Origin of the sequence: Pseudomonas wuhanensis (genome assembly GCF_030687395.1) — a bacterium.
GTDB lineage: Bacteria > Pseudomonadota > Gammaproteobacteria > Pseudomonadales > Pseudomonadaceae > Aquipseudomonas > Aquipseudomonas wuhanensis.
Map to the genome: position 1 here is coordinate 6,539,890 of NZ_CP117430.1, position 25,039 is coordinate 6,564,928.

A 25,039-nucleotide genomic window follows, 5' to 3' on the forward strand; every position below is an offset into this window, starting at 1 on the left:
TGTTACCCGATGCGCGCTTTACTCGTGCTGTTCAGTTTGATGCTGTCGATGTCGGTGTCTGCCGCGGAAAAACTCCAGGTAGTCACCAGCTTCAGCATCCTCGCCGACATGACTCATCAGGTCGGCGGCGACCATATTCAGATCACCAACATGGTCGGCCCGGACGCCGATGCCCATACTTACGAGCCGACTCCGGACGATGCCAAGGCATTGCTCAAGGCCAGACTGATCATCAAGAACGGGCTAGGTTTCGAGCCATGGCTGGACCGTCTGGTGACCAGCACCGAGACCAAAGCTGCAGTCATCAGCGCCAGCCATGGTGTCATTCCACGCTCGCTGGATGAAGACGGCGAAACCATTCCCGACCCACACGCCTGGCACAACCTGGCGAACACCGAGCTGTACATCAGCAACATCACCAAAGCGCTGATCGCCGCCGACCCGGCCAACCAAACCGACTACGAACACAACAGCCAGGCCTACCTGAAAAAGATCTACGCCTTGCTCGCCGTAGCCAAAGCCAAGCTCGGCTCGCTGCCGCCGGGTAATCGCAAAATCGTGACCTCCCATGACGCCTTCGGCTATCTCGGTCAGGCTTACGGCATCGACTTCATGGCGCCACAAGGACTGTCCACCGAACGCGAACCGTCGGCCGCCGAAGTCGCTGCGCTGATCACGCAAATCCGTCAGGCCAAGGTCAAAGCGGTGTTCATGGAAAACATCAAGGACGCGCGCCTGCTCAAGCAAATCGCCGATGAAAGCGGTGCGCATATCGGCGGCACGCTGTACTCCGATGCCCTCGCGGCGACCGGCCCGGCCAGCACGTTCGCCGGGTTGTTCGAATACAACCTCAACACCTTGTATGAGGCGTTGAGCAAACCATGATCCGCAAGAATCCTTCAGGCGATCTGCCGTCGATTGCAGAGTCGGCGTACGTGGATAAAACCGCCATCATCTGCGGCAAAGTGGTGATCGGCGAGAACGTGTTCGTCGGTCCGTACGCGGTCATTCGCGCCGATGAAGTGGATGACTCGGGCGAGATGGAAGCGATCACCATCGGTGCCAATTCGAACATCCAGGACGGCGTGGTGATTCACTCCAAGTCCGGCGCGGCGGTGACCATCGGCGAGTTCAGCTCCATCGCCCACCGCTCCATCGTGCACGGCCCCTGCACCGTCGGTAACCGCGTGTTCATCGGGTTCAACAGCGTGCTGTTCAACTGCGCCGTGGGCGATGGTTGCGTGGTGCGGCACAACTCGGTGGTCGACGGTCGTGACTTGCCCGAAGCCTTCTACGTACCCTCCACCACGCGCATCGGCCCCAACACTGACCTGTCGCAGTTCCCACCGGTGAGCGTCAGCGCCTCGGAATTTTCCGAGGACGTGGCGCGCACCAACGTCGATCTGGTGCGGGGCTACAAAGCCCTGCAAAACGAGTTCTGACCATGAGCAGCGTGCTGATTCGCAACGCCCGGCTGGTCAATGAAGGTCGTGAATTCGACGGTGATTTGCTGGTAAGCCACGGTCGCATCGTCAAGATCGCCAGCAGTATCGAAGGTGAAACGGCCACCGTGGAAATCGACGCCAACGGCCAATGGCTACTGCCGGGCATGATCGATGATCAGGTGCATTTCCGCGATCCCGGAGCGCCGGACAAAGGCAGTTTCCATACCGAATCGAGGGCAGCTGTAGCCGGCGGCATCACCAGCTTCATGGACATGCCCAACACCTCCCCGGCCACCCTGACCCTCGCCGCGCTGGCCGACAAGAAGCGCCGAGCAGCGACCAGCTCAGTGGCCAATTACGGTTTTCATTTCGGCGTGAGCAATGACAATCTCGACACCGTCGCCGCGCTCAATCCTAGCGAGGTGGCCGGGGTCAAAGTGTTCATGGGCGCCTCCACCGGCAACATGCTGGTGGACAACCCACGGATACTCGAGCGGCTCTTCGCCGAAGTGCCGACCATTTTGTTGGCTCACTGCGAACACACGCCCAGCATCGAAGCCAATGCCGCGAGCCTGCGAGAACTGTTTGGCGAGCACCTGCCGCCCGCCGCCCATCCGCTGATCCGCAACGCCGAAGCGTGCTTTCGATCCTCCTCGATGGCCGTCGATCTGGCCCGGCGACACGGCACTCGCTTGCATGTTTTGCATCTGACTACCGCCCGCGAACTGGCGCTGTTCGAAGACAAGCCGCTGGCACAGAAACACATCACTGCCGAAGTCTGTCTGCACCACTTGCTGTTCGACGACCGCGACTACCCGAGCCTCGGCAACCTGATCAAATGCAACCCGGCGATCAAGACCCGGGCCGACCGCGACGCCTTGCGCAACGCATTGTTGAGCAATCGACTGGATGTGATCGGCAGCGATCACGCGCCTCATACCTGGGCCGAAAAACAACGGCCCTATAGCCAAGCGCCGTCCGGCTTGCCGTTGGTGCAACACACCCTGCCCGCGTTGCTGGAGCTGGTGGCCGATGAGGTCTTGCCGATCACTACCCTTGTGGCCAAGACCAGTCACCGGGTCGCCGATCTGTTTGCCATCCCCGACCGCGGCTACCTGCGCGAAGGCTATTGGGCCGACCTGGTGTTGATCAAACCCGAGCCCGATGGCGTTGCGGTTTCCCGGCAACCCATCCTCTCGCAATGCGGCTGGACGCCCTTCACCCACCATCGTTTTCGCCACAGCGTCAGCACCACGGTCGTGTCGGGGCAAATTGCCTGGCACAACCAACGTCTTAATGACAGCTGCCAGGGTTTAGCCCTACGGTTTATGCGCTAGCGCGCGTTATCGAAAACATTCGAGAACACCGATCATGATCCACATCACCCTACCCGATGGTTCATTGCGTGAGTACGATCAGCCGCTGACTGTGTATGAAGTCGCTGCAACTATCAGTCTCGGGTTGGCCAACGCGGCGGTGGCCGGTCGAGTCGACGGCGTGTTGGTGGACTGTGGATTCCTCATCGAGGGCGATGCCCGGGTCAGTATCGTCACGCCCCAGGAGCCCGATGGTCTGGAGATTCTTCGGCGTTCCTGCGCGCTGATGCTGGCCATGGCCGTCAAACAACTCCATCCGAACGCGCAGTTGCGGGCCGGATCGTCGCTGGGTGATGGCTTCTTTTATGAGTTTGCTTTCCAGCGCTCCTTGACTCTGGCCGAGCTGCCCCTGATTGAAGCGCGCATGCATGCACTGGCGGCGACCAACCATTCGATCCGTCCAACTGAACGGTTATCGCTGTATCGCTTGGGGGATTTTGAAAGTTTCGCTGCAGGCCCGCATGTTCCCACCACCAAGGTGTTACAAGCCTTCGCTCTGGACCATATCAGCGGCACGTCGCAGCAACGGATCTACGGCACGTGCTGGTCCAGCCAACAGGAGCTGGACAACTGGCGAGCACCGCCGCAGGTGATGGTCGTGAACATCGATGAGCGTCAGACCGCTTATGCACACTCGGTGACCGAGACGCTGCGCCGCCGCGGACTGCGGGCCAACTCGGACCTGCGTAACGAAAAAATCAGCCACAAGATTCGCCAGCACAGCCGGAAAGTGCCGTATCTGTTGGTGGTGGGAGAGAAGGAAAAGGAAGGCAGGTTTGTCAGTATTCGCAGCAGCAGCGGAGAGGACTTCGGGGAGAAAGGGATTGAAGCGGTGTGTGAATTGTTGAATCCGCCCAAGACTGGAGGCGTCTGAGCGAATGCCTTCGCGAGCAGGCTCGCTCCCACAGGGATCGCGATGACCTTGTGGGAGCGAGCCTGCTCGCGATGCTTTTAGGCCCTTGGCTTCACTGTGCCGCAATCCTGTCCCAGCCATACAGCGCGAGTATCGAGGCTACCCTTCTGCTGAATGCCGGTGGCGTTGAAGGTGCCATTGACCTTAGTGGTGAACTCGCGATCGCTGAGGAATGTGGCGACCCCCGCACCTTGCGCTTTCGGACAGCTGAAACGGAATTTCCACTGGTTACCGGTACGCTCGGTGATTTCCTGCTTGCAGCCCGATTGTGGGTCCGTCAGTGGAATGTTGTCGGTCTTCACTTGCTCAGGCGTCAGGCAAGCCCGAATCCCTTTGCCGCCCATGGTGATGCCCTGCTTTTCCAGCATCGCCCGCTGTTCCGGGGTGATCTGGTTCTGTATCTGGCCGAGGATCAGCTGCAGATCCGGCAGGTTCTGGTCATCGACTTTCATGTTGCTTGAGGTCAATTCCCACAAACCCGGTTGCAGCATTTGCGCCTGAGCAGCCACAGGAAGTGCCAAACCAAACGCAATGGCCAAACCCAGCAGACGAACGTTCATCGAGTAACTCCTGATCATTAGTGGCCGTTAGACGTCAGGCACGGGCTTCGGTTCATGGGCCAATTAAATAGCGACATTCTGCCCGGAACATGGTCTGTTAAGCATTGAATCTTCAGGAGCAAGGCAGCCCCCATGGATTATTTTGGACCGCATGTTTTCGGTTACCTCATCGCTCTGCTGCACGCGCTGGGCTCGATTGCCGCCATCCATGCCGTATTGACCGTTCGGACCGCTCAGGGCTCGATCGCCTGGGCTCTGTCACTGCTGTTCATTCCCTACCTCACGCTTATCCCTTATCTGGTCTTCGGCCGCAGCACCTTCGATGGTTACATCAAGGCCCGGCGGCAAGCCAACGAGGAAATGCGCAAGGCAATCTCTGAGCTGAACTGGCGCCCCTGGGTAGAAGAGGCGCTGGCTGCTCGCGCCTCCAGCGCCTACGCGTCTTTGAGGGCCATGCCGAAACTGGGACGCATGCCGTGTCTGGCCAACAACGAAGTCCGCTTGCTGATCGACGGCCAAGCCACCTTCGAGGCGATTTTCGACGCCATCAGCAACGCCCGGCAAGCGGTGCTGATCCAGTTCTTCATCATCCACGACGACCGCCTCGGCCAACGCCTGCACACCTTGTTGACGAAGAAAGCTGCCGAAGGCGTGGCGATATACCTGCTCTACGACCGCATCGGCAGCCACTCCCTGCCCCACAGTTACGTTCAACCGTTGCGCGATGCCGGCATCGAGGTCAAAGCCTTCGCCACCCGCAGCGGTTGGCTCAACCGCTTTCAGGTCAATTTCCGTAACCACCGCAAGATCGTCGTGGTCGACGGAATAGTGGGTTTTGTCGGCGGGCTCAACGTCGGCGACGAATACATGGGCGAGAAACCACCCCTTGCGCCATGGCGTGACACCCACGTACTAGTGCACGGGCCAGTGGTGGCCTGCATGCAGGAATCCTTTGCCGAAGACTGGTTCTGGGCGGCCCGTTCACTGCCGCCATTGATCCTGCCGGAGGTTTATCCGGATGACGGCGTGCTCTGCCAATTGCTGGCCACCGGCCCGGCGGATTCCTACGAAACCTGTTCGCTATTCTTCGTCGAAGCCATCCATGCGGCGACGGAACGGGTGTGGATCACCACCCCTTATTTCATCCCCGACGAAGCGGTGTTCGCCGCGTTGCGACTGGCAGTATTGCGTGGCGTGGATGTACGGATTTTGTTGCCGTCGCGGCCGGATCACCGGATCGTCTACGCTGCTTCCAGCCTTTACGCCTTCGAAGCGGTACGTGCTGGCGTGCGTCTGTTCCGTTACCAGCCGGGGTTTATGCATCAGAAAGTGGTGCTGATCGACAGCGAGATCAGCGCCATTGGCAGCGCCAATATGGACAACCGTTCTTTCCGGCTGAATTTCGAAGTGATGTTGCTGACGGTCGACAGCGTATTTGCCGCCGAAGTGGAACAGATGCTCAACGATGACTTTGCCCAGGCTCACGAAATCGCCAAAGAAGAAAGCCGGGAGACCCACCGCCTGCAACAGGTCGGCATGCGGATCGCCCGGCTTATTTCGCCGATTCTTTAAGGGTTGTAAATGTCATCGCGGGTCCATGGCAGTTCATGGCTGCCATCGGGATGGGCTTTCACCGCGAGGATTTGATGCAGGTTGATCCAGCCTCTGGCGAACGCATAGGCGCATCCCGCCAGATACAACCGCCAGATCCGTAGTGCCTGCTCCGGTACCAGTTTGGCGGCGGCTTCCAGATTGTCTTCCAGGCGTTCGCTCCAGTGGTCCAGGGTTCGCGCGTAATGCAGGCGCAGGCTCTCGACATCGACGATCTCCAGCCCCGCTTCGCTGATCTCGGCCGAGATCATCGCCAGGTGCGGCAGTTCGCCGTTGGGGAACACGTACTTCTCAATGAATTCACCGGCACCCCGCCCAACCGGACGACCATCGGTGTGCTTGGCGGTGATCCCGTGGTTCATCACCAGGCCACCCTCTTTCACCGCGCCGAACAAGGTTTTGCAGTACTCGGCAAGATTCGCATGGCCAACGTGTTCGAACATGCCGACGCTGACCACCTTGTCGAAGCGACCGTCCTGAGGCAAATCGCGGTAGTCGAGCAGTTGCAGTTCGATCTGATCCTCCAGGCCTTCGGCTCTCACCCGTTCGCGGGCCAGTTCCAATTGCTCCTTACTGAGCGTGATCCCGAACACCTTCGCGCCGAACTCCCGAGCCGCATACCGCGCCAACCCGCCCCAGCCGCAACCGACATCCAGCAGATATTCGCCTGGTTGCAACCGCAGCTTGCGGCACAAGTGGCGAAACTTGGCTTGTTGGGCTTGCTCGAGGGTTTCACTGCCGGTCTCGAAATAGGCGCAGGAATACGCCATGTCGCTGTCGAGCCACAGTTGGTAAAACGCATTGGAGAGGTCGTAATGGTAGGAGATGGCCTTGGCATCGGTTTCTTTGTCATGAACCGTGCGCACCGGTTGCCCATCTTCGTCTTCATTGATCAGCGCCTGACTCCATTCATCGCAGACACGAATCACGTCGCTGATAGAACCTTCCAGCTCTAGCTTGCCTTCGACAAACGCCGCCCCCAACGCGTCGAGGCTGGGATGGGTGAACTGGGTAACCATGTGGGGGTCCTTGACCACAATAGTGACGCTGGGCGTCGGCCCCAGATTGAACTCATGGCCGTCCCAGAGTCGCAAGCGAAGCGGTAATTGCAGGTTCTGTAAGGCCGGTGGAAGTTGCGCGAGCATGAAAAGTCCCCCTTGTTTCAGACGTCAAATCTGAGGGTAGACCATCCTTGAAAAATAGCAGGCTATCGAATTAATAGCCTTTTTCTATTCCCGGTGTTGCCTGCCACACTGAAACCATCCAACGGGCGATCGTTGAAAATGATCGCCTTACCCTAGATGACTACAAATCCGGCACACAGTTCTGAAAAGTTGTAGACGCTCACACCTCATCCTTAAGCTTGAGTAGGGGTTCCTCAAAGCGTAGCAAACGTCCGGCATTACCGAGCACTAATAACGTGCTCAAGTTATGCAACAAGGCGGCAATCATCGCCCCTGCCGCGCCAAGCCAGCCGAATGCGGCGAACGCGACGATGGCCAGGGTCCAGCCCAACCCGATGATCACGTTGACCTGCAAGGTCTGGCGGCATTGGCGACTCAAGCGCACGCAGGTTCCGAGCCGGCGCAGGTCGCTACCGATCAGTACGATATCGGCCGAGGCCAGCGCGATGTCCGCACCGCCTGCGCCCATGGCCACGCCGACCACACCGGCCTTGAGCGCCAGGGAATCGTTGATGCCGTCTCCCACCACCATCGGCCGGAATCCGCTGCCGATTTCTTTCAGCACACGATTGAGTTTGTCCTCGGGCAAGGCCTGGGCTTCGACATCGCTGATACCCACATCCCGGGCCAGCGTATGCGCAACGCTTTGCCGATCCCCGGTGAGCAACAACTGACGACCCAAACCCAGCTCACGCAATTCGCTCAGGGCAAACCGCGCCTCAGGTTTGATACTGTCAGCGAGCAACAGCCAGGCGAGAAATTCACCGTTGAGTGCCAGCCCCGCAATCGGGCCGTCGTGTTCGGGAACCGCGGATGTAGCGATGCCTAATTGCGCGAACAGCTCCCGACGACCGAGGGCCGCCTCGCCCTGCTCGGTCATCGCCACTACACCCAGCCCCTGACGCTCGTGAATATCGGAGAGCAACAGAAAGTGTTCCTGAGTGACCAACCCGGCCAAGGCACGGCTGACCGGGTGGCTGCTGGCGGAACCGAGGCTGGCGGCGAGTTTCAATACGTGACTGCGATCCTCCAGCGGGCTGTCGATGGACTGCAGGCGCAAGGTGCCGAACGTCAGGGTTCCGGTCTTGTCGACCACCAACGACGTCAAGTCAGCCAACTCTTCGAGGAACGCCGAGCTGCGAATCAGAATCCCGTGCCGAGCCGCCACCGCCACCCCGGCAATGGCCGTGGCCGGTGCGGACAACACCAACGCACAAGGGCAAGCCGCCACCAACACTGCGAGCATCGCTTGCGCGTCGTTGGTTATGAACCAGGTCACGGCCGCCAGCAACAACACCAGCACCATGTAGCTGCCGGCGTAGCGTTCGAGCAAACGCGTTATCGGAGGTTTGGAACGTTCGGCGCTTTGCATCAGCGCGATGACTTTACCCAGGGTCGATTCCTGCCCCGTGCGGGTCACTTCGATGCGCAGCAGGCCATCAAGATTGATCGCCCCGCCGAACACCGGCATGCCCACGCCGGCTTCTATTGGCACCGACTCACCGGTGATTGACGCGGTGTCGAGGCTTGCCTGACCGGACAATACCCGGCCATCCGCCGGCACTCGATCACCGGCACGCACCTCCACAAGGTCGCCAGCCCTGAGTGTGCCGTTGTCGACTTCAACCACGGAACCGTCAGCCTGAATCTTGCGTGCATGGCTGCGAGTCAGTTTGCCGAGGGCATGAATCGCTTCCTGGGAACCGATCACGCTGCGCTCCTCCAGCACGTGACCGAAGATCATGATGATCGGCAGCAGAGCCGCAGTGAGCAGATCGCCTGTCGCCCAGGCGCCGATCATGGCCAGGGCAATCAACTGATCGGTGATCCCGTGCAGGCTCGGATAACGCAGGCTGTACCACGCCGAACGCATGACCGGCACGGCCACCAGCAAGGAGGCAAAACCCAGCAGCAATTGGCTGACACCGGTCTGCTCCGGCGATAACCAGCGCCAGATCAGGCCCAGCGCAAGCAACCCCAGCGCAAGCATGGCCAGGGTCAACTGGCGCGCGGCGCTACGTTGTTCAGCCGAGGAAAGCATGCTCGGCGCGGCGGCGGTTTGGGCGGTCATTGCGCTGCTCCCTGAATGATCAGGCGGGAATCGTCTTTCGGATCAACCGTGGTCACCGAGCCGGCTTGCCCGAGAATCTTCGGCATCCGTTCACGGTAAATACGCAGCAGCATTTGCGGGTCGGTGCCCTGCTGTTGCGCCTTGGCCAAACTCAGCACCGTGGCGGTGTCGGCAGAGGCTTTAGCCAAGCGTTCGCTGGCTTGGGCGTGAGCCACTTGCAGCGTGCGGTCGGCTTGTTCATTGGCGCTCTGAGTCAGCTTCTCGGCTTCAGTGCGCGCGTTGGCCACGGCTTTGTCGGCCTGCTGGCTGGCGGTTAATACTGCGTTGAACGCATTCACCGCCGGAGCGGGCAGACTCGATTGCACATCGACCCGCTCCACTTCGATGCCCAACCCCTGCCCGGTCGCCGTCAGTTCGGCCAAGCGTTGATTGATGCCCCGCACCAGATCGCCGCGTAGACGTTCGCGGCGCTCAGCGGCCTGATTGTCGGCACCGATCAGTTCCGGTCGCGCCACCAGAATGGTGTCCAGATCTCGTGCGGCAGTGAGCGCCACCGCGCTGCGGGTCACCAGCCGATCTAGGGCCGGCAGCACATGCTCAGCCTGAAGAACAAAGGCATAGGGCTCGGTGACTTTGTAGAACACCCGCACATCCAGTTGCACCACCCCTGCATCACCGGTCAACAAATAGCCGGAGCCGGCGAGCGCATCGCTGATGGGTGTGGCGAAACTCGCCACTCTATCCGCCTGCAATGCAGCATCCGTGCGCAGCAGATTTTCCACCCGACGCTCGATCACCCGATCCGCTGCCGGCAACAAGATTACCTGCTCAAACGGGCGCGGCCATGCCAACAGCAAACCGGCATTTTGAATGCGATCCAGTGCGCCGAAGTGCAGCACCACGGCACGATTTTGCGGGTCGATTTGCCGCACATTGGAGAATGCCCAAGCCAAAGCAGCCAACACGGTCACGGCGTATAGCGCCAAAAAAGCCAAGCGCCCGGCCTGAATCCAGGGACTGCTCAACTCATGTGTTCCACGTGGAACTAAACTCATGGCTGCGACCCGGACTTGTTATCGAGCGTCGGCGGACCGTCAACCAACACCCGGAACGGTGCCGCATCGGTGCGCAAAATCAGTTTGGTACCCGGCGTGACGATGGTGCCCAAGGTGTCGAGAGAGCGCAGCAAGTTATAGAGCTGCGGCGAACCGGCGTAGGCACGGCCATAAATCTGAGCGGCTTCGACGCGGGATTGGGCTTCAATGTCCGCGGCTTTCACTGTCGCATCGGCTTGCACGATTCGCGCATCACGCTCGGCCGCGGAGCGAATTTGCGCAGCTTCACGCTTGCCGATGGCCGTGCGCTCAGTGGCGATGGTTTCACGCTCGGCGCGCATACGATCGACAGTCGCGGTGAGCGTCACCGACGGCAGGGTCAAACGCTCGATGCCGACTTGCAGCACTCGCACGCCATAAGTGGTGAGCAACTGCTGATCGATCTGCTGACGCAGCTGCGCTTCAAAATCGGCGATGCGCACTTGGTTGGCATCGGTGTTCACCAGGTTGGCCAGATCGAAACTGCTGGCGGTGGTTTCCAGCGCCGAGCCGACAAAAGTGCGAATCTGCCGCGCGGCTTCATCCGGCTGGTTCTGCACGGCGCGCATAAAGCGTTGCACGTTGTCCGGATCACCCTGCACCTGCCAGGCCACGTAGGCTTGCACAATGATGCGCAGACCATCGCGCGTGCCCACATCCTGCAAACCGCTGGAAGTTGTGCGCAGGCGCAGATCTACCGGAATCGCCGCCTCGAACGGTGCCGGCCAGCGCCAGCCAAGACCGGGTTCCAGCAACACCCGCGATGGATTACCGAAGCGAGTGATGACCGTGGCCTCTCCCGAACGCACTTGCACCAGGCTCGCCGCCGCAATGGCAAACGCCATCAGTAGCGCCGCCCAACCCATTCGCCGCCACGGGAAAGGGCCAGCTTCGTGTGGATCACCGTGGTGATGATGGTGATGGCCGTGGTGATGCCCGCCATGGCCGTGATCATGGCCGGCGTGATCATCGTGATCGCGATTGTGTGTAGGCTTCGGCTGGCTCAATGGACGGCTCCTGGCTGAACGGTATTACGCGCCGGCGCAGGGTCAGCCGGCAGCGTGAAAGTACGTAGGTCGATGGTCGGCGCATTGCTGCTGCCGCCCAGACGATGATCGAGAACCAGCAGCTTGGCGTTGGCCAAACCTTGAGTCAGTTGACTGAGGTATTGCTCCAGCACGAAGGCCTGGCCGGCGCTGGAGTAAGCCTTTTGCTCGGCGGCAAATTTCAGGTCGGCAGCCTGAGCGGTCGAGTTGATTTCATGAGCACTGGCCGTGGCTTGATCGTGAGCGATACTGGCTTGCAATTGCGCTTGGTTGGTCGCCTCCGCCGCAGCACCGCGCTCACGGGAAATCAATGCCTGAGCACCAATCTGCGCCGCTTGCACGCCGTGATAAGCGTTGGCCGCCCCCGCTGGCGGGTGGATGGCTTCAACCACCGTGGCCAGAATTTCCACGCCGCTGTCGAGTTTTTGCAGGTCAGCCTGCACGGCGCGGCCGATCTCTTCGGCGAGCCCTACCCTGTCCTCGCCGAGCAAACCATCGAGCGTTCGCGAGGCGAAGTCGTGGACCAGAATCCGGCTAGCGGTGCTGCGGATCAACGTTGGTACGTCGGCGCTGTTGTAAGTCGCGGCCAGCGCCGCCTGATCACTCAAGCCGATGCGATAGACGAAGCGCACGTCCATGTTGACGATCTGGAAGCTCTGTTTGTCAGCGCGGCGGCTGGCGATGACCTGGGATTTGTCGTTCACATGGCTGGCGTCCCACAAGCGATTGGCAATCGCTGGTGCGGGGCCTTCAGCTGGTTCGGTCGCGACCGGTGCCGATGTTTCGCCCACGCTGGTGGCCAACTCGTGGACCACACCGTTTTCGACGCTCAGCACGCGACCCAGCGGCCATGGCAAACCGGCGTGCAAACCAGGACCGAAAACTTCTACCGGTTTGCCAAAGCGCTCATAGATACCGCGCCCTTGCAGCGCAATTTCGTGAATGCCGGTGAGCGACCAACCGATGATTACCACCACCACCAGCACCGGCAAAAACGCCCGACGCATGTAGGTGAAGGCCCAGATTTGTCGCAGGTCGATACCGAAGCGGTTGTGCAGTTCGTGCTGCAATGCGAGCAATGGTTGCGGCGGCCAGCGCAGCATGTCGGCGACGAAGCTTCGCGCCAGCAAGGCTGGTTCCAACTGTTCACGACGAGGACTGAACAGCGACAACACGGCCCGCAGCAGCAACTCGATGGCGACCAGCCCCGGCAGCAAGCCGATCAGTACCGCCAGACGCACCGGCCAGACCGATGTTTCGCTGCCGAACAACAAACACAGGGCGCTGAGCACCAGGCAACTAATCGCGACCCGCGTCAGCTGCGCCAACGGCTCCGCTTCGGGCCATTGGGCGATATTTTCCTGCGCCAGTTGCCGCTCCAGCACCAGCAAACCAAAAGCCAGCAGCAACGATAGCGCGGCGCCGACACTGGCCGACAACCCTAACGCGGCGGGCGGCAAGGTCAGATTCCAGACTTGCTCGATGCTGTACAACGTCAACAACGCCCAGCCGCCAAGCCAAAGCGTCGGGGCACCGATCTGCCCCAGCAAGCGCAACCAACGCTGGCTGATCCGGTCCAGCAACCGCTCATACCAGCCTTCAGCGGCAACGACTTCCTCGGCGACAACCACCGGCACTAACACAGCCGGATTCATCGCCCGTGCGCGCCATAGCGTCACCCACCAGGCCGATTGCAGGCCGGCGACCAGCACCAGCAAACCCGCGCTCTGATTGACCAACAACGCCGGCCAAAGCGACTGCGGCGCAAACAGTCCGACAAAAAACGCCAGTACCAATCCTGTTGCCGCCAAGGCCCCGAAACCGATAGCGAATTGCCGCAATCGACGTCCTTGAACGACTGCCTGCTGAAAGCGCGGCAGCCCTGTTATCTGTGCTCCATCGCCATCGAGATCGATTTGCATACCATCTCAGCCTCACATCGCAATTCGTTACGATATAACGAAAGTAGTGAAATTTTCGTGCTAAATCGTTCTATCTAAAAGCACCAAACCTGTCGCCAGGCTGAAGCCTTGACCGAAATGGTTCGAAACGCACATATTACGTTCGTAATTTTATCGAAGACTAACTTTATCGATCCCACCCCTTTCACCAGGAGTACCACTATGAGCACCTATGACGTCGTGATTCTGGGCGCAGGCCCCGGCGGTTATAACGCAGCGATCCGCGCCGGCCAGCTGGGCCTGAAAGCGGCGTGCGTGGAAGGCCGCGCCACTCTGGGCGGGACCTGCCTGAATGTCGGCTGCATGCCGTCCAAGGCGCTGCTGCATGCCTCCGAACTCTACGACGCGGCCATGGGGGCGGAATTCGCCAACTTGGGGATTGAGGTCAAACCCGTCCTCAACCTTGCTCAAATGATGAAGCAGAAGGATGAAAGCGTTACCGGGCTGACCAAAGGCATCGAGTTTCTGTTTCGCAAAAACAAAGTCGACTGGATCAAGGGCTGGGGCCACATCGACGGCCCGGGCAAAGTCACGGTGACCGACAGCCAGGGCGCCAAGACCGAGCTGAGCACCAAGGACATCGTTATCGCCACCGGTTCCGAACCCACTCCCCTGCCCGGCGTGGACATCGATAACAAACGCATCCTCGACTCCACGGGCGCGCTGTCGCTGAGCGAAGTGCCGAAACACCTGGTGGTGATCGGGGCCGGGGTGATCGGCCTGGAGCTGGGTTCGGTATGGCGGCGCCTGGGTGCTCAGGTGACGGTGGTCGAATTTCTTGATCGGATCTGCCCCGGTGTGGATGGCGAAGCGGGCAAGAGCCTTCAGCGCTCATTGAGCAAGCAAGGCATCCGCTTCAAGTTGAGCTCGAAAGTCACCAGCGCCACGACGTCGGCGAGCGGTGTTCAGCTCAGCGTCGAACCGGCCGCGGGTGGCACCGCCGAGTTGCTTGAAGCCGATTACGTGTTGGTGGCCATTGGTCGGCGCCCTTACACCCAAGGCCTGGGACTGGAAAACGTCGGTCTTGCCACGGACAAACGCGGCATGCTCGCCAATCAGGGCCACCGCACCGAGGCCGCTGGCGTCTGGGTGATCGGTGATGTCACGTCGGGGCCGATGCTCGCCCACAAGGCCGAGGACGAAGCCATGGCCTGCATCGAGCAGATCGTCGGCAAGGCCGGCGAGGTCAATTACAACCTGATCCCCAGCGTGATCTACACCAAACCGGAGCTGGCCAGCGTCGGCAAGACCGAAGAACAGCTGAAGGCCGAAGGTCGCGCCTATAAAGTCGGCAAATTTCCCTTCACCGCCAACAGCCGGGCGAAAATCAACCATGAAACCGAAGGCTTCGCCAAAGTATTGGCCGATGAGCGCACCGACGAAGTCCTCGGCGTGCACCTTGTGGGCCCGAGCGTCAGTGAAATGATTGGCGAATATTGCGTGGCCATGGAGTTCAGCGCCTCGGCCGAAGACATCGCCCTGACCTGTCATCCACACCCGACCCGCTCCGAGGCATTGCGCCAGGCGGCAATGGATGTGGAGGGGATGGCGACGCAGATGTAGGGCCGATGATTTGGCGATGACTGAACTGACGCTTTCGCGAGCAAGCCCGCGCCCACAGTAGATCTTCAGTGAACACAGGTTCTGTGTTCGACAATGATCGAATGTGGGAGCGGGCTTGCTCGCGAATGGGTCGACTCGGTCTAAAGCGGCAAATGCTCCAACGGCAATGCCCCCGGCGTCTTCACCGTGTGAATCGCAAAGTTGCTGCGGATGTCGCTCACACCCGGCAATTTCAGCAGTCGCCCGGTGAGAAAACGGTCATAGGCGCGCAAATCCGGCACCACCACTTGCAGCAGAAAATCCGACTCTCCTGACACCAGGAACGCCGAAATCACCTCAGGCAATGCCGTCACGGCCAAGCGAAACGCTTCCGCCTGTTCATCGTTGTGTCGTTCGACTTTGACCCCGACAAACACCGTCAGCCCAAGGCCCACTTCATCTCTATCCAGATTGGCCTGATAGCCGCGAATCACTCCCGCTTCTTCCAGCATCCGTACCCGACGCAAACAGGGCGAGGCGGACAAACCGATTTCGTCAGCCAATTGCACGTTGCTCAGGCGACCGTCCCGTTGCAGCGCCGCGAGAATCTTGCGGTCGTAGGCGTCCAGTTTCATGGTTTGGCAGATCCCGATGGTTCGATCGTCACAAAATGGCAGGTTATGCCAAATATGGAAGCTTTAGAAGCTGACTACGCAACCACCTGCCCTGCTCTTCAGCCATAGACTGATCCGACCAAATCGACAACGAATGGGGTGCAACATGGCAGGTCTCTGGCTGTTTTTCATGGCGCTGGCGGTGGTGTACCTGTTGCCCGGCCCAGACATGATTCTGCTGTTGCAGACCGGCGCGCGTCAGGGCAAAAGCGCGGCACTGGCCACGGCGTTGGGGCTGGGCATCGCGCGTGGTTGTCATGTGGCCTTGGCCGCGTTGGGTTTGGCGGCGCTGTTCAAGACGGCACCCTGGACTTTCGACGTGGTGCGCCTGGTCGGGGCCGCGTACCTGCTGTGGATCGGCATTCAGTGCCTGCGAAGCACGATGCTGCCGAGCTTGAACGGTACAGGCGCAACCACCGAAAAACCGCATTGGCGCGAGGCGATCCTGCGCGGTTTGCTGACCAATCTGCTCAACCCCAAGGCGCTGCTGTTTTGCTCGGTGCTGTTGCCACAATTTATTGAGCCGCACGCCGGGCCAGTGCTCGCGCAATTTGCAACGCTGGGCATGATGCTGGTCGGTGTCGGGTTGTTGTTCGACAGCGCCTACGCGCTGGTCGGCGCCGCACTGGGCCGCTGGCTGCAACGCAGTCCATCGGCCCAGAGGGTGCAGCAGTGGTTGTTCGGCAGCCTGCTGATCGGCTTCGCGGTGCGGCTGACCTTTGTGCAGCAGGGTTGAGGGTAATCGCGCTCTACGACGGCGGCGACTGATCAGCAGTAAAGCCGCCGCCGTGATCGCCACAATAGCGCCTACTTGCACCGGTTTCTTGTAAGGCCGCAGCGTCGAACGCGTAGCATCAGTAGCCTGGGTGACATAACGCTTGCTGGCGTTTTCAAAGTCGGGATAAGGGCATTGGTGACCGAAGTTCTCCGCCCAATCCACGTATGGCCCTTCTTTCACATACCGTTGATAGAACGCACGTTCTTCTTCAACGCTGGTGTTCCACCCCGCCGCCGCACACAACACTGCCGCAAAAGCCTGGCTGGTATGAGGCAGATTATCGGCAGCACGACTGGCCAAATCCGTTGCGACATAACGATAGTGATAGCGCTGATCGGGTTGAGCGGCGTTGGCTTGCTGACGCAGGACTTCATCTTCAGCCACTAACGGGCCGACCTTTAGCTCACGGCTCTCAAGGCTGTAATTACCGCCGAACGTGGCGTAATCCGGCGCCATTTCATAGCCGAGAAGCTCCATGCCCCATTGGCGTGCCGTCGATGCGGCATTGAACAACGCCGCGGCACGTTTGGTCGGCCACCAGGCAGCGTCCGCATCCTGACGATACTGACCATACGCCTTGGCCTTGTTCTGCAGTTCAACGTTGTCGAAGTAAGCCGGGGCTTCGTCATAGCGCCCTTCACGCAGCAGACGCCGCCCGAGCAAATTGCGCAGGTTCGCGGCTACCGACAACGGCACATAATTGTCGCGATCCTGTTGGCTGAGCGGCGGCGGTGCCGGCACCTGAGTGTCGACGTACTGCTTGAGTTCATCGAGGGTCAGCACCCGCTCGGCCACGGTGGCCGCGTCGTACCAGTAAATGCTTTGGCTGCGATAGAGCTGATCAAAGGCTTGCAGATAATCGCCGCGTTGCAGGGCCAGGATCGCGCTTTCGCCGTCGACCCGGCACTTGGGCTGGAGCGTTTCATAATCCCAATCCGGGGTCCGGCGATCGCCCCAGGATTCATTCTGCGGGAACGCTTGGGCGGCCTTGGCATAGGCCGCCGCGGCAGCGTTTTTGTCGCCATCACGCAACGCCAGTTTCGCCCGCAGCCACCACGCGAGGCCGCCGTCTCCGGCCTGTTCGAGGAAAGCTTTGGCGCTGGCGTAATCGCCCTGTTGATAATTCACTGCCGCCAGGCGATCAGCATTATCCAGGCTGCCACGGGTGCTGGTTTGCAGCAGTTTGATCAGTTTCTGTTCGCTGGGCGGTTGATCACCGAATGACCAGCCCTGTCGGCTGATCAAGGAGGCCGTCACCAATTGCTGTACCCGTTTGCCCTTGAGCAATCGGGCCAATTGATCGTCAGGCATCGCCGCCAGATCGGTCATCAGCCACTTCAGCGAGCTGTACCCCACCGCCGAACCATGGAGGTTTTGCGTGGCGTAGAGTTCGATGGCGTTGTCCCAGTCGCCGGCGGTGCGGGCCACTCGCGCTTCTTCGCCGAGGCTGGCAACACCCAATTCCAACGGGTCGCTGAAGCCGTCGATACTCAGCTGACGAGTCTTTTCGAAGGCTTTGCGCGATTGAGCCAGCAGGTCCGGGCCGGCATCTGCCTCTGAACTCATGGCAAACAGTGCCCGGCCCAACGAGTACGCCGCCCAGGTGCTGCGAAACGCCCGTTGATCCGCCGGCAGCGCCAGCACTTTCTGAAAGTATTCGGCGGCCAGGCCATGATCACCGGCGTTGAACGCCACAGCACCCGCCAGATAGAGCGAGTGCTCGGCCGGCAGGCTCGCGCCTTGCTCTTCAACCTGTTGGGCATCGGTCAGGCTACGCAGCTGTTGCACTAGTGCTTGCTGTTCAGGCGTCAACCCGGCCTGTTCGGCAGTGTTACGCTGATCGGAGTAATCGGGCGCATCGCCGTAGCCGTCATCCGGATTATGGGTGGCCGCCGTGACGTTCTTCAGGCCCGCGATAGCATGCCCGAGGCGACTGATCTCAAAATTGAAGTTGCCTTCCGGCAGCTCAGCCAGCGACTGGCCACGGTTGTCCAGCAGGCGCATGGGAAAGTCCGGCCCGCAGGCCAGCGCCGAACCCAACGGCAGGCTGAGGCTCAGGCAAAGCACATGGCGGGGCCAGTTACGGGTGAACATTCGAACCTCCTTGATCAATAGTTGCGCAGCGTGCCCAACCGATGGCGCGCTGCCCGCCGGCCGGGATTCGCCCCTCGCGCAGGCGGGTGAAGGTAAGCAGATCCGGGCGTTGTTGCAATGCATAACCGGCCAATGCATCGGCGCCATCGCAGCCCTGCACCGCCAGTGTCAGGCGTTCGGGCCAGGCGCTATCGAGGTTGCCTTGGTTGCTGACGCTGATGTCATAGAGGCCGTCCTGCGCCGAGAGCTTCAGCCCCACGCGGCTGTCGAGCGTATCGCCACGCGCCACCGCGATTAGCGTCGTCAGGCTCCAGGCCCTGCGATCATTGGCCAGCGGCAGGCGAAACCAGATCAGCCCGGCCAGATGAGCCGGCGGATCGGCGCGTAACTCGGCGCCGAGTTTGCTCAGTTGCAGCGGATCCGCCATTAGCTCCCGGCGCTTGCCGCCTCGCTCGATGGGCACTTCACTTTCCACCACCGGCGCGCCACTGGCCCCTGGCAACAACGCCACGCCATAAGCCGGCAGCGCCAGATAAAACGGTTTCGACGTGATACGGCTCCAGGCCTTGGCCCATTGCCGTGCCTGATTCGGATCGAACAGCCCACGCCGTGGATCGCTCACCGCGTGCACCTGCAATACGCTGCTGTCGACCGTCGCCAGCAGCGCCGGCAATTCTGGGCTGTCGAGCCAGGCCGGCAACGCGGTGATGCTCAGTGGCAAGGAGGTTGGCAGAACAGCGCGTAAATGCGTGAGAAATTCGCGGTAGGCCGGTAGCCGGGCGTTGCCCGCATCGTGGTCGATTTCCACGCCGGAGAGGATCAGCCCCTGCCCTTGCCAATCGCTGAGCACCTGCTGGATGTGCGCCGTGACCTCGCCCTGATCCAGTCCCTTGAGCTGGCCATCCAGACGAATCACTGCAATCAGCGGCCGGCCATCACGCTTGAGCAGCGCCGGATCGATCCGCGCCCGGCTCCAGCCGGCCTGCGGAAACGCCTGCAAGGCCAGTACTCGTAAGGTCGAAAAATCGGCACGGCTGTCGCGCAGCGCGGCGTCATGGGCCTGCGTCCATTGCCGTTGCCAGACATAGAGTTGCTGATCGAGCGGCGTCGCGTCCGGTTGCTTGCAACCGTTGAGCAACACCGCCGCCAGCAAAACGATCAAGCGCGTGAAATAAACCATGAAAAACCTTATCCCTGAAATGCAAAAAGGGCCTCTCAAGGCCCTTTGTCGCTCTGCTCGCTACCCTACTCAGCCATTGGCTTGCGGGCAATGATCACCTGATTTTTCGCCATTACCGCTCCCACATCAAATCAGCTGTGTGGCGCAGGTTTTGGTATGGCGACGTTATCCAGCATCCGGTTCACCGCCAGTTCCGCCAGCATGACGATCTGTTGAATCGCCATCGCCGTATGCCGGTGCGGCCCTTCCAGATACCCCGCAAAGTCACTCGCCATCACACTGGCCTGGGCCAACGACTCACAGGTGTGGGCCAACAGGTCTTCGTCTTTGATATCCGGCGCAACCATAAACATCGTGCTCGGCTTGCGGGCGACCGGTGCTTTGAGGGCCGAGGGGTTGAGGTAGTGATCGAGCGCGCGCTCGGCGGCTTCGTTGAGCTTTTTTGAATTGGGGGATTCGTAGGGGGAAACGTCGTCGGTTTCCGGGGGATTCGGTGTGGCTTTGAACATGGTGAAACTCCATTCGAGAACTGGAGTTCGCCAACACTGCGACCAAGCAGAAGGGTGGCGAACCGTACGCGGGTTGGTCGACCAGGGAATGGAACCCGGCAGGGCCTAAGCCCTCCCACGCACAGCTCGCCATGAAGCAAGCACAAAAGTGCGCCATTCTAAACCTGAGCGACCAAACCCGATCACTGAATTTGCAGTGACTCCCAAAGCCTATCCCTCGGACTTCTGATACGAAAACCGCTAGAACTTGTCGGATTTGTCCTTCAGAACAGCCAAATTTGTAGGATGTTCGCAAATATTTTCAGGCCAGCCGAGATCGAATGTGGGAGCGGGCTTGCTCGCGAAGGCTGTTTAACATTCAACGTGGAAGTTGTCTGAGACACCGCTTTCGCGAGTAAGCCACAGGGGATTTTCTGTGTTGTCTGGTTCAGTTACAGATCCAGCACCAACGGCTGCGAACCCTGCGCCGGCACCGCACAACAAATCAGCACCTCTCCCGCATCGGGAACCTCCGCCGGAGGCTGTGGATAATTCACCTCTCCGCTGATCAACCGGGTTTTGCAGGTCCCGCAGGAACCCCCGCGGCAACTGAATTCCGGGCGCAGGCCACGGCTTTCCGCCAACTCCAGCAAACTGCCGCCGTCCGGCTGCCAACGCGCCTCTTTCGCCGAGCGCTGGAACACGACGGGCACCGAAACGGTGGCGGCCGGTAATTGCTCGATGACCACCGCGCCCGGGTCCGGCTTGCGACGCAGTGTGGACGGGCCAAAGGTTTCGGCATGAATCCTTGAATCAGGGACATCCAGATCCCTCAGGCTGTCGTAAAGCCCTTGGGTAAAACCTCCCGGACCGCACAGGACAAAATCCACCTGGTCGTAGTCCTCCACCTCAAGAATGGTCTTGAGCAAGTCGGCGTCGATGCGCCCTGTCAGGTCGTAATCTTCACCCTCACGGGCATCGGACTCCGGCTGACTGAGCAAACGCAGCACACGCACCCCATCACCGAGGCCGTCGAGCAAGCGATCCAGCTCAGGACGAAACGGTTGATCGGCCAAGGTCCGCGAGCTCTGGAAGAACCACACAGGACGGATGCGCCGCGTACGCAGGCCTTGATAAACCACCTCACGCAGCATCGACAGCAGCGGCGTGATCCCCACGCCGGCGGCCAATAACACCAGCGGCCGACGCTCATTCGGCACCACGGTGAAATGCCCTTGAGGCGAGCGGGCTTCAAGCACATCGCCGACACGAATTTGCTCATGCAGGTGCGAGGACACCAGGCCTTCACGCTTCACGCTGATGCGGAAAAAGTCATCGGATGGCGCGCTCGACAGGCTGTACGTGCGGATGTGCACATCGCCGGCGATGTTGAACCGCAAGGGCAAATGTTGCCCGGCTTGAAACACTGGCAACCCGGCGCCATCGGCAGGCTCCAGATAGATCGAACGGATGTTGTGGCTCTCCTGCTCGATGCGCATCACTCGCAGCGGCCGCCAGTGATCCCCCAGCGCCTGGGCTTGCAGGCGTGCGTTCGCCTGCGCCCAGGTGCCGGTCAGCAAACTGGTGGGCGACACACCGTCAAAGCGCCAACGCAAGGCCAGCGCCGCAGGCCGACGCACCACGCGCTCAACCTCGAAAGTCCACAGCCGCTCGGCCCCTTGAAAGGCTTCGATCTGCGGGCCTTCGAGGATGACTTGCGTGCGACCGCTGAGGTGCAGCAGGTCGCCCGAATCGAAATCGATGAACAGCAAACCGGCCCGAGGGTTGATCAGCAGGTTGCCCAAGGTATTGAAGAACAGGTTGCCGGCGAAGTCCGGGATGGTCAGGCGATTGCCTTCTATCTGGACGAAACCGGCCTGGCCGCCCCGATGAGAAACGTCCACCGAGCGTTGGCCATCGACGTCCACATAGCTGGCGACAAAGAAGGTATCGGCGCTGGTAATCATGGCTTTGGCCGCGTCATCCAGCCCATTGAGATGCTGCGCGATACGGGTCTCCGGATCCGCCAATGGCACCGAGCGAAACTGGCGCAATTGAATGTATTGCGGGCAATTGCCGAAGGATTGCTCCACCGTCACCTCGAAGCCGCTTGCCGTTACAGCGCCGACTCGACCATTGAGGCGGTTGCGACGTCGGGTGTGCAGTTCGATACCGAGCAGACCGATCGCCGCCCCGTCTTGCAGTTGTGCAGGGTCGTCGCGGCCGGGCAGGCTACCGAGCTGCAACAGCGCGGGCTCGGGGGATTTCGCAAAGCCCGGCGCCCCTTCAAGAATACTGGCCCAAGGGTTGCCGTCAGCATCCACCGCGCCGTACAGCATGAACGGCAGTTGCTGATAGAACGTACGGTGCTGGTCCGGCATCTCGCCGCGAATCACCCTACGACCCAATGCGTCCATTCGTTCGACGACACCTACATGAGCCTGCAATTGTTTCTCGCCTGCGTGCCAAGGTGAACGTTCCATAACGGCTTCTCCCCTGCGCTCATTGCGCAATAAGAATGGCTCGACCGAATCGGGCCGTGAGCATCAGGCAGTTTTTTGCAAACCGGCGACGGTGCGCGGCATGCCGACAAACCCTGGCAAGGCTTCAATGCGCGCCAGCCAGGCGCGGATGTTGGCGTAGTCATCCAGCGACACATTGCCTTCCGGTGCGTGGGCGATGTAGCTGTACGCGGCGATATCGGCAATGGTCGGCTCGCTGCCGGCCAGATAGGACGTTGCGCCCAATTCCTGATCGATCACTTTGAGCCAGGTGTGGGAAAAAGCGATCACCTCTTCAGCGTTGTAAGGCGCACCAAACACAGTGATTAGCCTTGCCCTGCCAGGGCCAAAGGCAATCGGCCCGGCGGCGACCGACAACCAGCGCTGAACCTTGGCTGCACCGACCGGATCGGTTGGCAGCCAGCGACCGTTGCCGTATTTGCGCGCAAGGTAAACCAGGATCGCGTTGGAGTCGGCCAGCACCATGCCTTGATCATCAATCACCGGAATCTGGCCGAACGGGTTGAGCGCAAGAAAGTCCGCTTGCTTGTGTGCGCCCTTGGCCAGATCGACGAAGATCAGCTCGGTCGGCAGTTGCAACAACGACAGCATCAGCTCTACACGGTGAGCATGGCCGGAACGGGGAAAGTTGTAGAGTTTGATGGCTTGCATGGTCGACTCCGCTGGGTAGTGGCGCTATCCAGGAAAGGATCGGCGCCGATGGGAGCTATCTTCCATCCCCAGCCAAAACAACAGAATAACCAGCAAACGCAATCCATTATTTCAGCCAGTGCAATAACTAACCCTGCAGGGCCGGGTGTTCACGCAGTACGTTCACCGCGAAGTCCACAAAACTGCGAACCCGCACCGGGGCTTTGCGCCCACCCTGGTAGACCACATGAATGGGCAATGGCGGCAGTTCGAAGTCAGCCAGAACGATTTCCAGCTCACCCGAGGCGACCTTGCTCGCCACCTGATACGACAGGATTCGGGTCAACCCCAGTCCCATGGCGGCGGCAGTGATCGCCGCTTGATTGGCGGAGACCACCAGACGTGGCTCCGGACGAACACTGATCGGCTCTCCCGCTTCAAGGAACGGCCAGCTTCTGGGCTGCCCGATGGACGAGGTGGCGATGATCGGGGCACGGCTCAAATCCGCAGGATGCCGAGGCCGGCCATGGTCGCTCAGGAATCCAGGGGAAGCGCAGATCACCCGCCGCACCTCGCCCACGCGAATTGCATGTTGATTGCTGTCAGGCAACTCACCGATGCGCACAGCCACATCGATGCCCTCCTCGACCATGCTCACCACACGATCGACCAGTACAGCGTTGATACTGACTTCAGGGAACTGAGTCAGATAACCGACCATGAGCGGCGTGACGAACAAATCGCCGAACAATACTGGTGCCGTGATCGTCAGTTGCCCACGGGGCTGGGCATGGCTTCCGGCTGCCGAATCCTCGGCTTCCTGCACTTCGGCGAGAATTCTCCGACAGTCCTCCAGATAACGCTGACCCGCCTCGCTCAAATGCACGCTGCGGGTGGTGCGCGTCAGCAACTGGGTGCCGATGCGTTTCTCCAGCGCCGCCACCGCGCGGGTGACGCTGGCCGCCGACATCCCCAAACGCCGCGCCGCCGCCGAGAAGCCTTGCTCCTGAGCGACTGCGGCGAAGACCTGCATTTCCTGGAAGCGGTCCATGGATTAACTCCTGAGCACTGAAAAACGCGAGGCCGACAGTTCCCGATTGGACCTGGATATCGCTGGAAGAGGATGAGCCGTGCAGTTTTACTGGCATTCTGATTATTGTGACGTATAACCCTGAACGTTCACGCTTTCAATTGCTGAGACCGTATCCAGATGCCCTCCATCTACCAACTTAAACCCGCCTTTCAGAATCTGTTGCGACCGCTGGTTCAGCGATTGTTCGATAACGGCACCACCGCCAATCAAATCACCGTGCTGGCCGGCGTCATTTCGGTCGTGACGGGCGTCGGGATTGCCTGTTTCGCCAATCACCTGTGGATATTTCTGCTGATTCCCGTGTGGATGATCCTGCGGATGGCGCTGAACGCCATCGACGGCATGCTGGCCCGGGAATTCGGCCAGCAGTCGCGCCTCGGCGCCTACCTGAATGAACTGTGCGATATCGTGGCCGACAGCGCGCTGATCCTGCCTTTTGCCCTGATTCCCGGCGTGAGTGTGTTGATTGTGCTGTTGGTCACGCTGCTGGCATTGTTCAGCGAGTACAGTGGCGTCCTCGGGCCGATGATAGGCGCCTCGCGGCGTTACGACGGCCCGATGGGCAAGAGTGATCGCGCGTTTGTACTGGGCGTCTTGGCCACCGGCATTGCCATCGGCTGGATCAACGCGTTGTGGATTAACATTGTGTTTGCGGTGGTCGCCGTACTGCTGGCTTACACCTTGGTCAACCGGGTCCGTCTGGGCCTGAAAGAAGTGCAGGAAAACGCTCCCTCGGCATAAGGCCTCAGCGTAAGGCTCCCCAAGCATAAGGAAAGT

General features: G+C 60.3%; 20 protein-coding genes and 1 pseudogene. 8 read left to right on the plus strand and 13 right to left on the minus strand.

What is annotated here, in order from left to right:
- The first annotated feature begins 9 nt into the window (after nt 1–9).
- Genes PSH88_RS30110 through PSH88_RS30125 form a run of 4 tightly spaced genes read left to right on the plus strand, consistent with a single transcriptional unit; the run spans nt 10 to nt 3,695 of the window.
- Nucleotides 10–885, plus strand: coding sequence for a metal ABC transporter substrate-binding protein (locus PSH88_RS30110; protein WP_305424361.1), 876 nt, complete (start codon nt 10–12; stop codon nt 883–885).
- Entirely contained in the window at nt 882–1,442 is a 561-nt protein-coding gene (locus PSH88_RS30115) for a gamma carbonic anhydrase family protein (RefSeq protein ID WP_305424362.1), read from the plus strand. The genes PSH88_RS30110 and PSH88_RS30115 overlap by 4 nt, the downstream gene beginning before the upstream one ends.
- Nucleotides 1,443–1,444: 2 nt before the next feature.
- Nucleotides 1,445–2,782: a dihydroorotase gene (locus PSH88_RS30120; protein ID WP_305424363.1), complete on the plus strand. Its 1,338-nt coding sequence runs from the start codon at nt 1,445–1,447 to the stop codon at nt 2,780–2,782.
- 34 nt (nt 2,783–2,816) lie between these two features.
- Nucleotides 2,817–3,695, plus strand: coding sequence for a His/Gly/Thr/Pro-type tRNA ligase C-terminal domain-containing protein (locus PSH88_RS30125; protein WP_305424364.1), 879 nt, complete (start codon nt 2,817–2,819; stop codon nt 3,693–3,695).
- Nucleotides 3,696–3,772: 77 nt separating this feature from the next.
- Here PSH88_RS30125 and PSH88_RS30130 read toward each other — a convergent pair whose 3' ends face one another.
- Nucleotides 3,773–4,294 (minus strand): DUF3617 domain-containing protein, encoded by a 522-nt coding sequence (locus tag PSH88_RS30130; protein WP_305424365.1) that lies wholly within the window; start codon nt 4,292–4,294, stop codon nt 3,773–3,775.
- Nucleotides 4,295–4,426: 132 nt separating this feature from the next.
- On the opposite strand from PSH88_RS30130, the gene cls reads away from it, so the two are divergent.
- Nucleotides 4,427–5,866, plus strand: coding sequence for a cardiolipin synthase (gene cls, locus PSH88_RS30135; protein WP_305483438.1), 1,440 nt, complete (start codon nt 4,427–4,429; stop codon nt 5,864–5,866).
- Here the strand turns inward: cls and cfaB are convergent.
- From cfaB to hflK (PSH88_RS30160), 5 genes are all read right to left on the minus strand, one after another.
- Complete coding sequence (cfaB, locus tag PSH88_RS30140) at nt 5,863–7,050, minus strand: C17 cyclopropane fatty acid synthase CfaB (protein ID WP_305424366.1); 1,188 nt, start codon at nt 7,048–7,050, stop codon at nt 5,863–5,865. The two genes, cls and cfaB, sit on opposite strands and share 4 nt — an antisense overlap.
- A 199-nt stretch (nt 7,051–7,249) precedes the next feature.
- Nucleotides 7,250–9,160 (minus strand): heavy metal translocating P-type ATPase, encoded by a 1,911-nt coding sequence (locus tag PSH88_RS30145; protein WP_305424367.1) that lies wholly within the window; start codon nt 9,158–9,160, stop codon nt 7,250–7,252.
- Entirely contained in the window at nt 9,157–10,215 is a 1,059-nt protein-coding gene (gene hflK / locus PSH88_RS30150) for a protease modulator HflK (RefSeq protein ID WP_305424368.1), read from the minus strand. The genes PSH88_RS30145 and hflK (PSH88_RS30150) overlap by 4 nt, the downstream gene beginning before the upstream one ends.
- Nucleotides 10,212–11,261 carry a protease modulator HflC gene (hflC, locus tag PSH88_RS30155; RefSeq protein WP_305424369.1) on the minus strand — a complete coding sequence of 350 codons (1,050 nt, stop codon included), beginning with the start codon at nt 11,259–11,261 and terminating at the stop codon, nt 10,212–10,214. Before hflC ends, hflK (PSH88_RS30150) begins: the two co-directional genes overlap by 4 nt.
- The gene (gene hflK / locus PSH88_RS30160; protein ID WP_305424370.1) at nt 11,258–13,222 is read right to left on the minus strand and encodes a protease modulator HflK; all 1,965 of its coding nucleotides are present in this window, start codon (nt 13,220–13,222) and stop codon (nt 11,258–11,260) included. Before hflK (PSH88_RS30160) ends, hflC begins: the two co-directional genes overlap by 4 nt.
- 201 nt (nt 13,223–13,423) lie before the next feature.
- Between hflK (PSH88_RS30160) and lpdA the strand changes: the two genes are divergently transcribed.
- Nucleotides 13,424–14,824 (plus strand): dihydrolipoyl dehydrogenase, encoded by a 1,401-nt coding sequence (gene lpdA, locus PSH88_RS30165; RefSeq protein ID WP_305424371.1) that lies wholly within the window; start codon nt 13,424–13,426, stop codon nt 14,822–14,824.
- A gap of 140 nt (nt 14,825–14,964) precedes the next feature.
- Here lpdA and PSH88_RS30170 read toward each other — a convergent pair whose 3' ends face one another.
- Nucleotides 14,965–15,438, minus strand: coding sequence for an Lrp/AsnC family transcriptional regulator (locus tag PSH88_RS30170; protein WP_038980472.1), 474 nt, complete (start codon nt 15,436–15,438; stop codon nt 14,965–14,967).
- A gap of 145 nt (nt 15,439–15,583) precedes the next feature.
- Here PSH88_RS30170 and PSH88_RS30175 point away from each other — a divergent pair, with 145 nt between their 5' ends.
- The gene (locus PSH88_RS30175) at nt 15,584–16,213 is read left to right on the plus strand and encodes a LysE family translocator (RefSeq protein ID WP_305427076.1); all 630 of its coding nucleotides are present in this window, start codon (nt 15,584–15,586) and stop codon (nt 16,211–16,213) included.
- A 6-nt stretch (nt 16,214–16,219) separates the two neighbouring features.
- Here PSH88_RS30175 and PSH88_RS30180 read toward each other — a convergent pair.
- The 6 genes and pseudogenes from PSH88_RS30180 to PSH88_RS30205 form a co-directional block, all read right to left on the minus strand.
- Nucleotides 16,220–18,349: pseudogene (locus tag PSH88_RS30180) on the minus strand (hypothetical protein); the annotation flags it as partial.
- Nucleotides 18,336–19,529 (minus strand): DUF3142 domain-containing protein, encoded by a 1,194-nt coding sequence (locus PSH88_RS30185; protein WP_305424372.1) that lies wholly within the window; start codon nt 19,527–19,529, stop codon nt 18,336–18,338. The pseudogene PSH88_RS30180 and the gene PSH88_RS30185, both read right to left, overlap by 14 nt.
- A 131-nt stretch (nt 19,530–19,660) precedes the next feature.
- Nucleotides 19,661–20,038 carry a DUF6124 family protein gene (locus PSH88_RS30190; RefSeq protein WP_305424373.1) on the minus strand — a complete coding sequence of 126 codons (378 nt, stop codon included), beginning with the start codon at nt 20,036–20,038 and terminating at the stop codon, nt 19,661–19,663.
- A 431-nt stretch (nt 20,039–20,469) separates the two neighbouring features.
- On the minus strand, nt 20,470–22,500 hold the full coding sequence (locus PSH88_RS30195; protein ID WP_305483439.1) for a 2Fe-2S iron-sulfur cluster-binding protein: 2,031 nt from the start codon (nt 22,498–22,500) through the stop codon (nt 20,470–20,472).
- 63 nt (nt 22,501–22,563) lie between these two features.
- Nucleotides 22,564–23,190: a glutathione S-transferase family protein gene (locus tag PSH88_RS30200; protein WP_305424374.1), complete on the minus strand. Its 627-nt coding sequence runs from the start codon at nt 23,188–23,190 to the stop codon at nt 22,564–22,566.
- Nucleotides 23,191–23,317: 127 nt separating this feature from the next.
- Nucleotides 23,318–24,220: a LysR family transcriptional regulator gene (locus tag PSH88_RS30205; RefSeq protein ID WP_305424375.1), complete on the minus strand. Its 903-nt coding sequence runs from the start codon at nt 24,218–24,220 to the stop codon at nt 23,318–23,320.
- Nucleotides 24,221–24,379: 159 nt separating this feature from the next.
- Here PSH88_RS30205 and PSH88_RS30210 point away from each other — a divergent pair, with 159 nt between their 5' ends.
- A complete protein-coding gene (locus PSH88_RS30210) occupies nt 24,380–25,003 on the plus strand; it encodes a CDP-alcohol phosphatidyltransferase family protein (RefSeq protein WP_305424376.1) in 624 nt (207 codons plus the stop codon).
- Nucleotides 25,004–25,039: the final 36 nt, after the last annotated feature.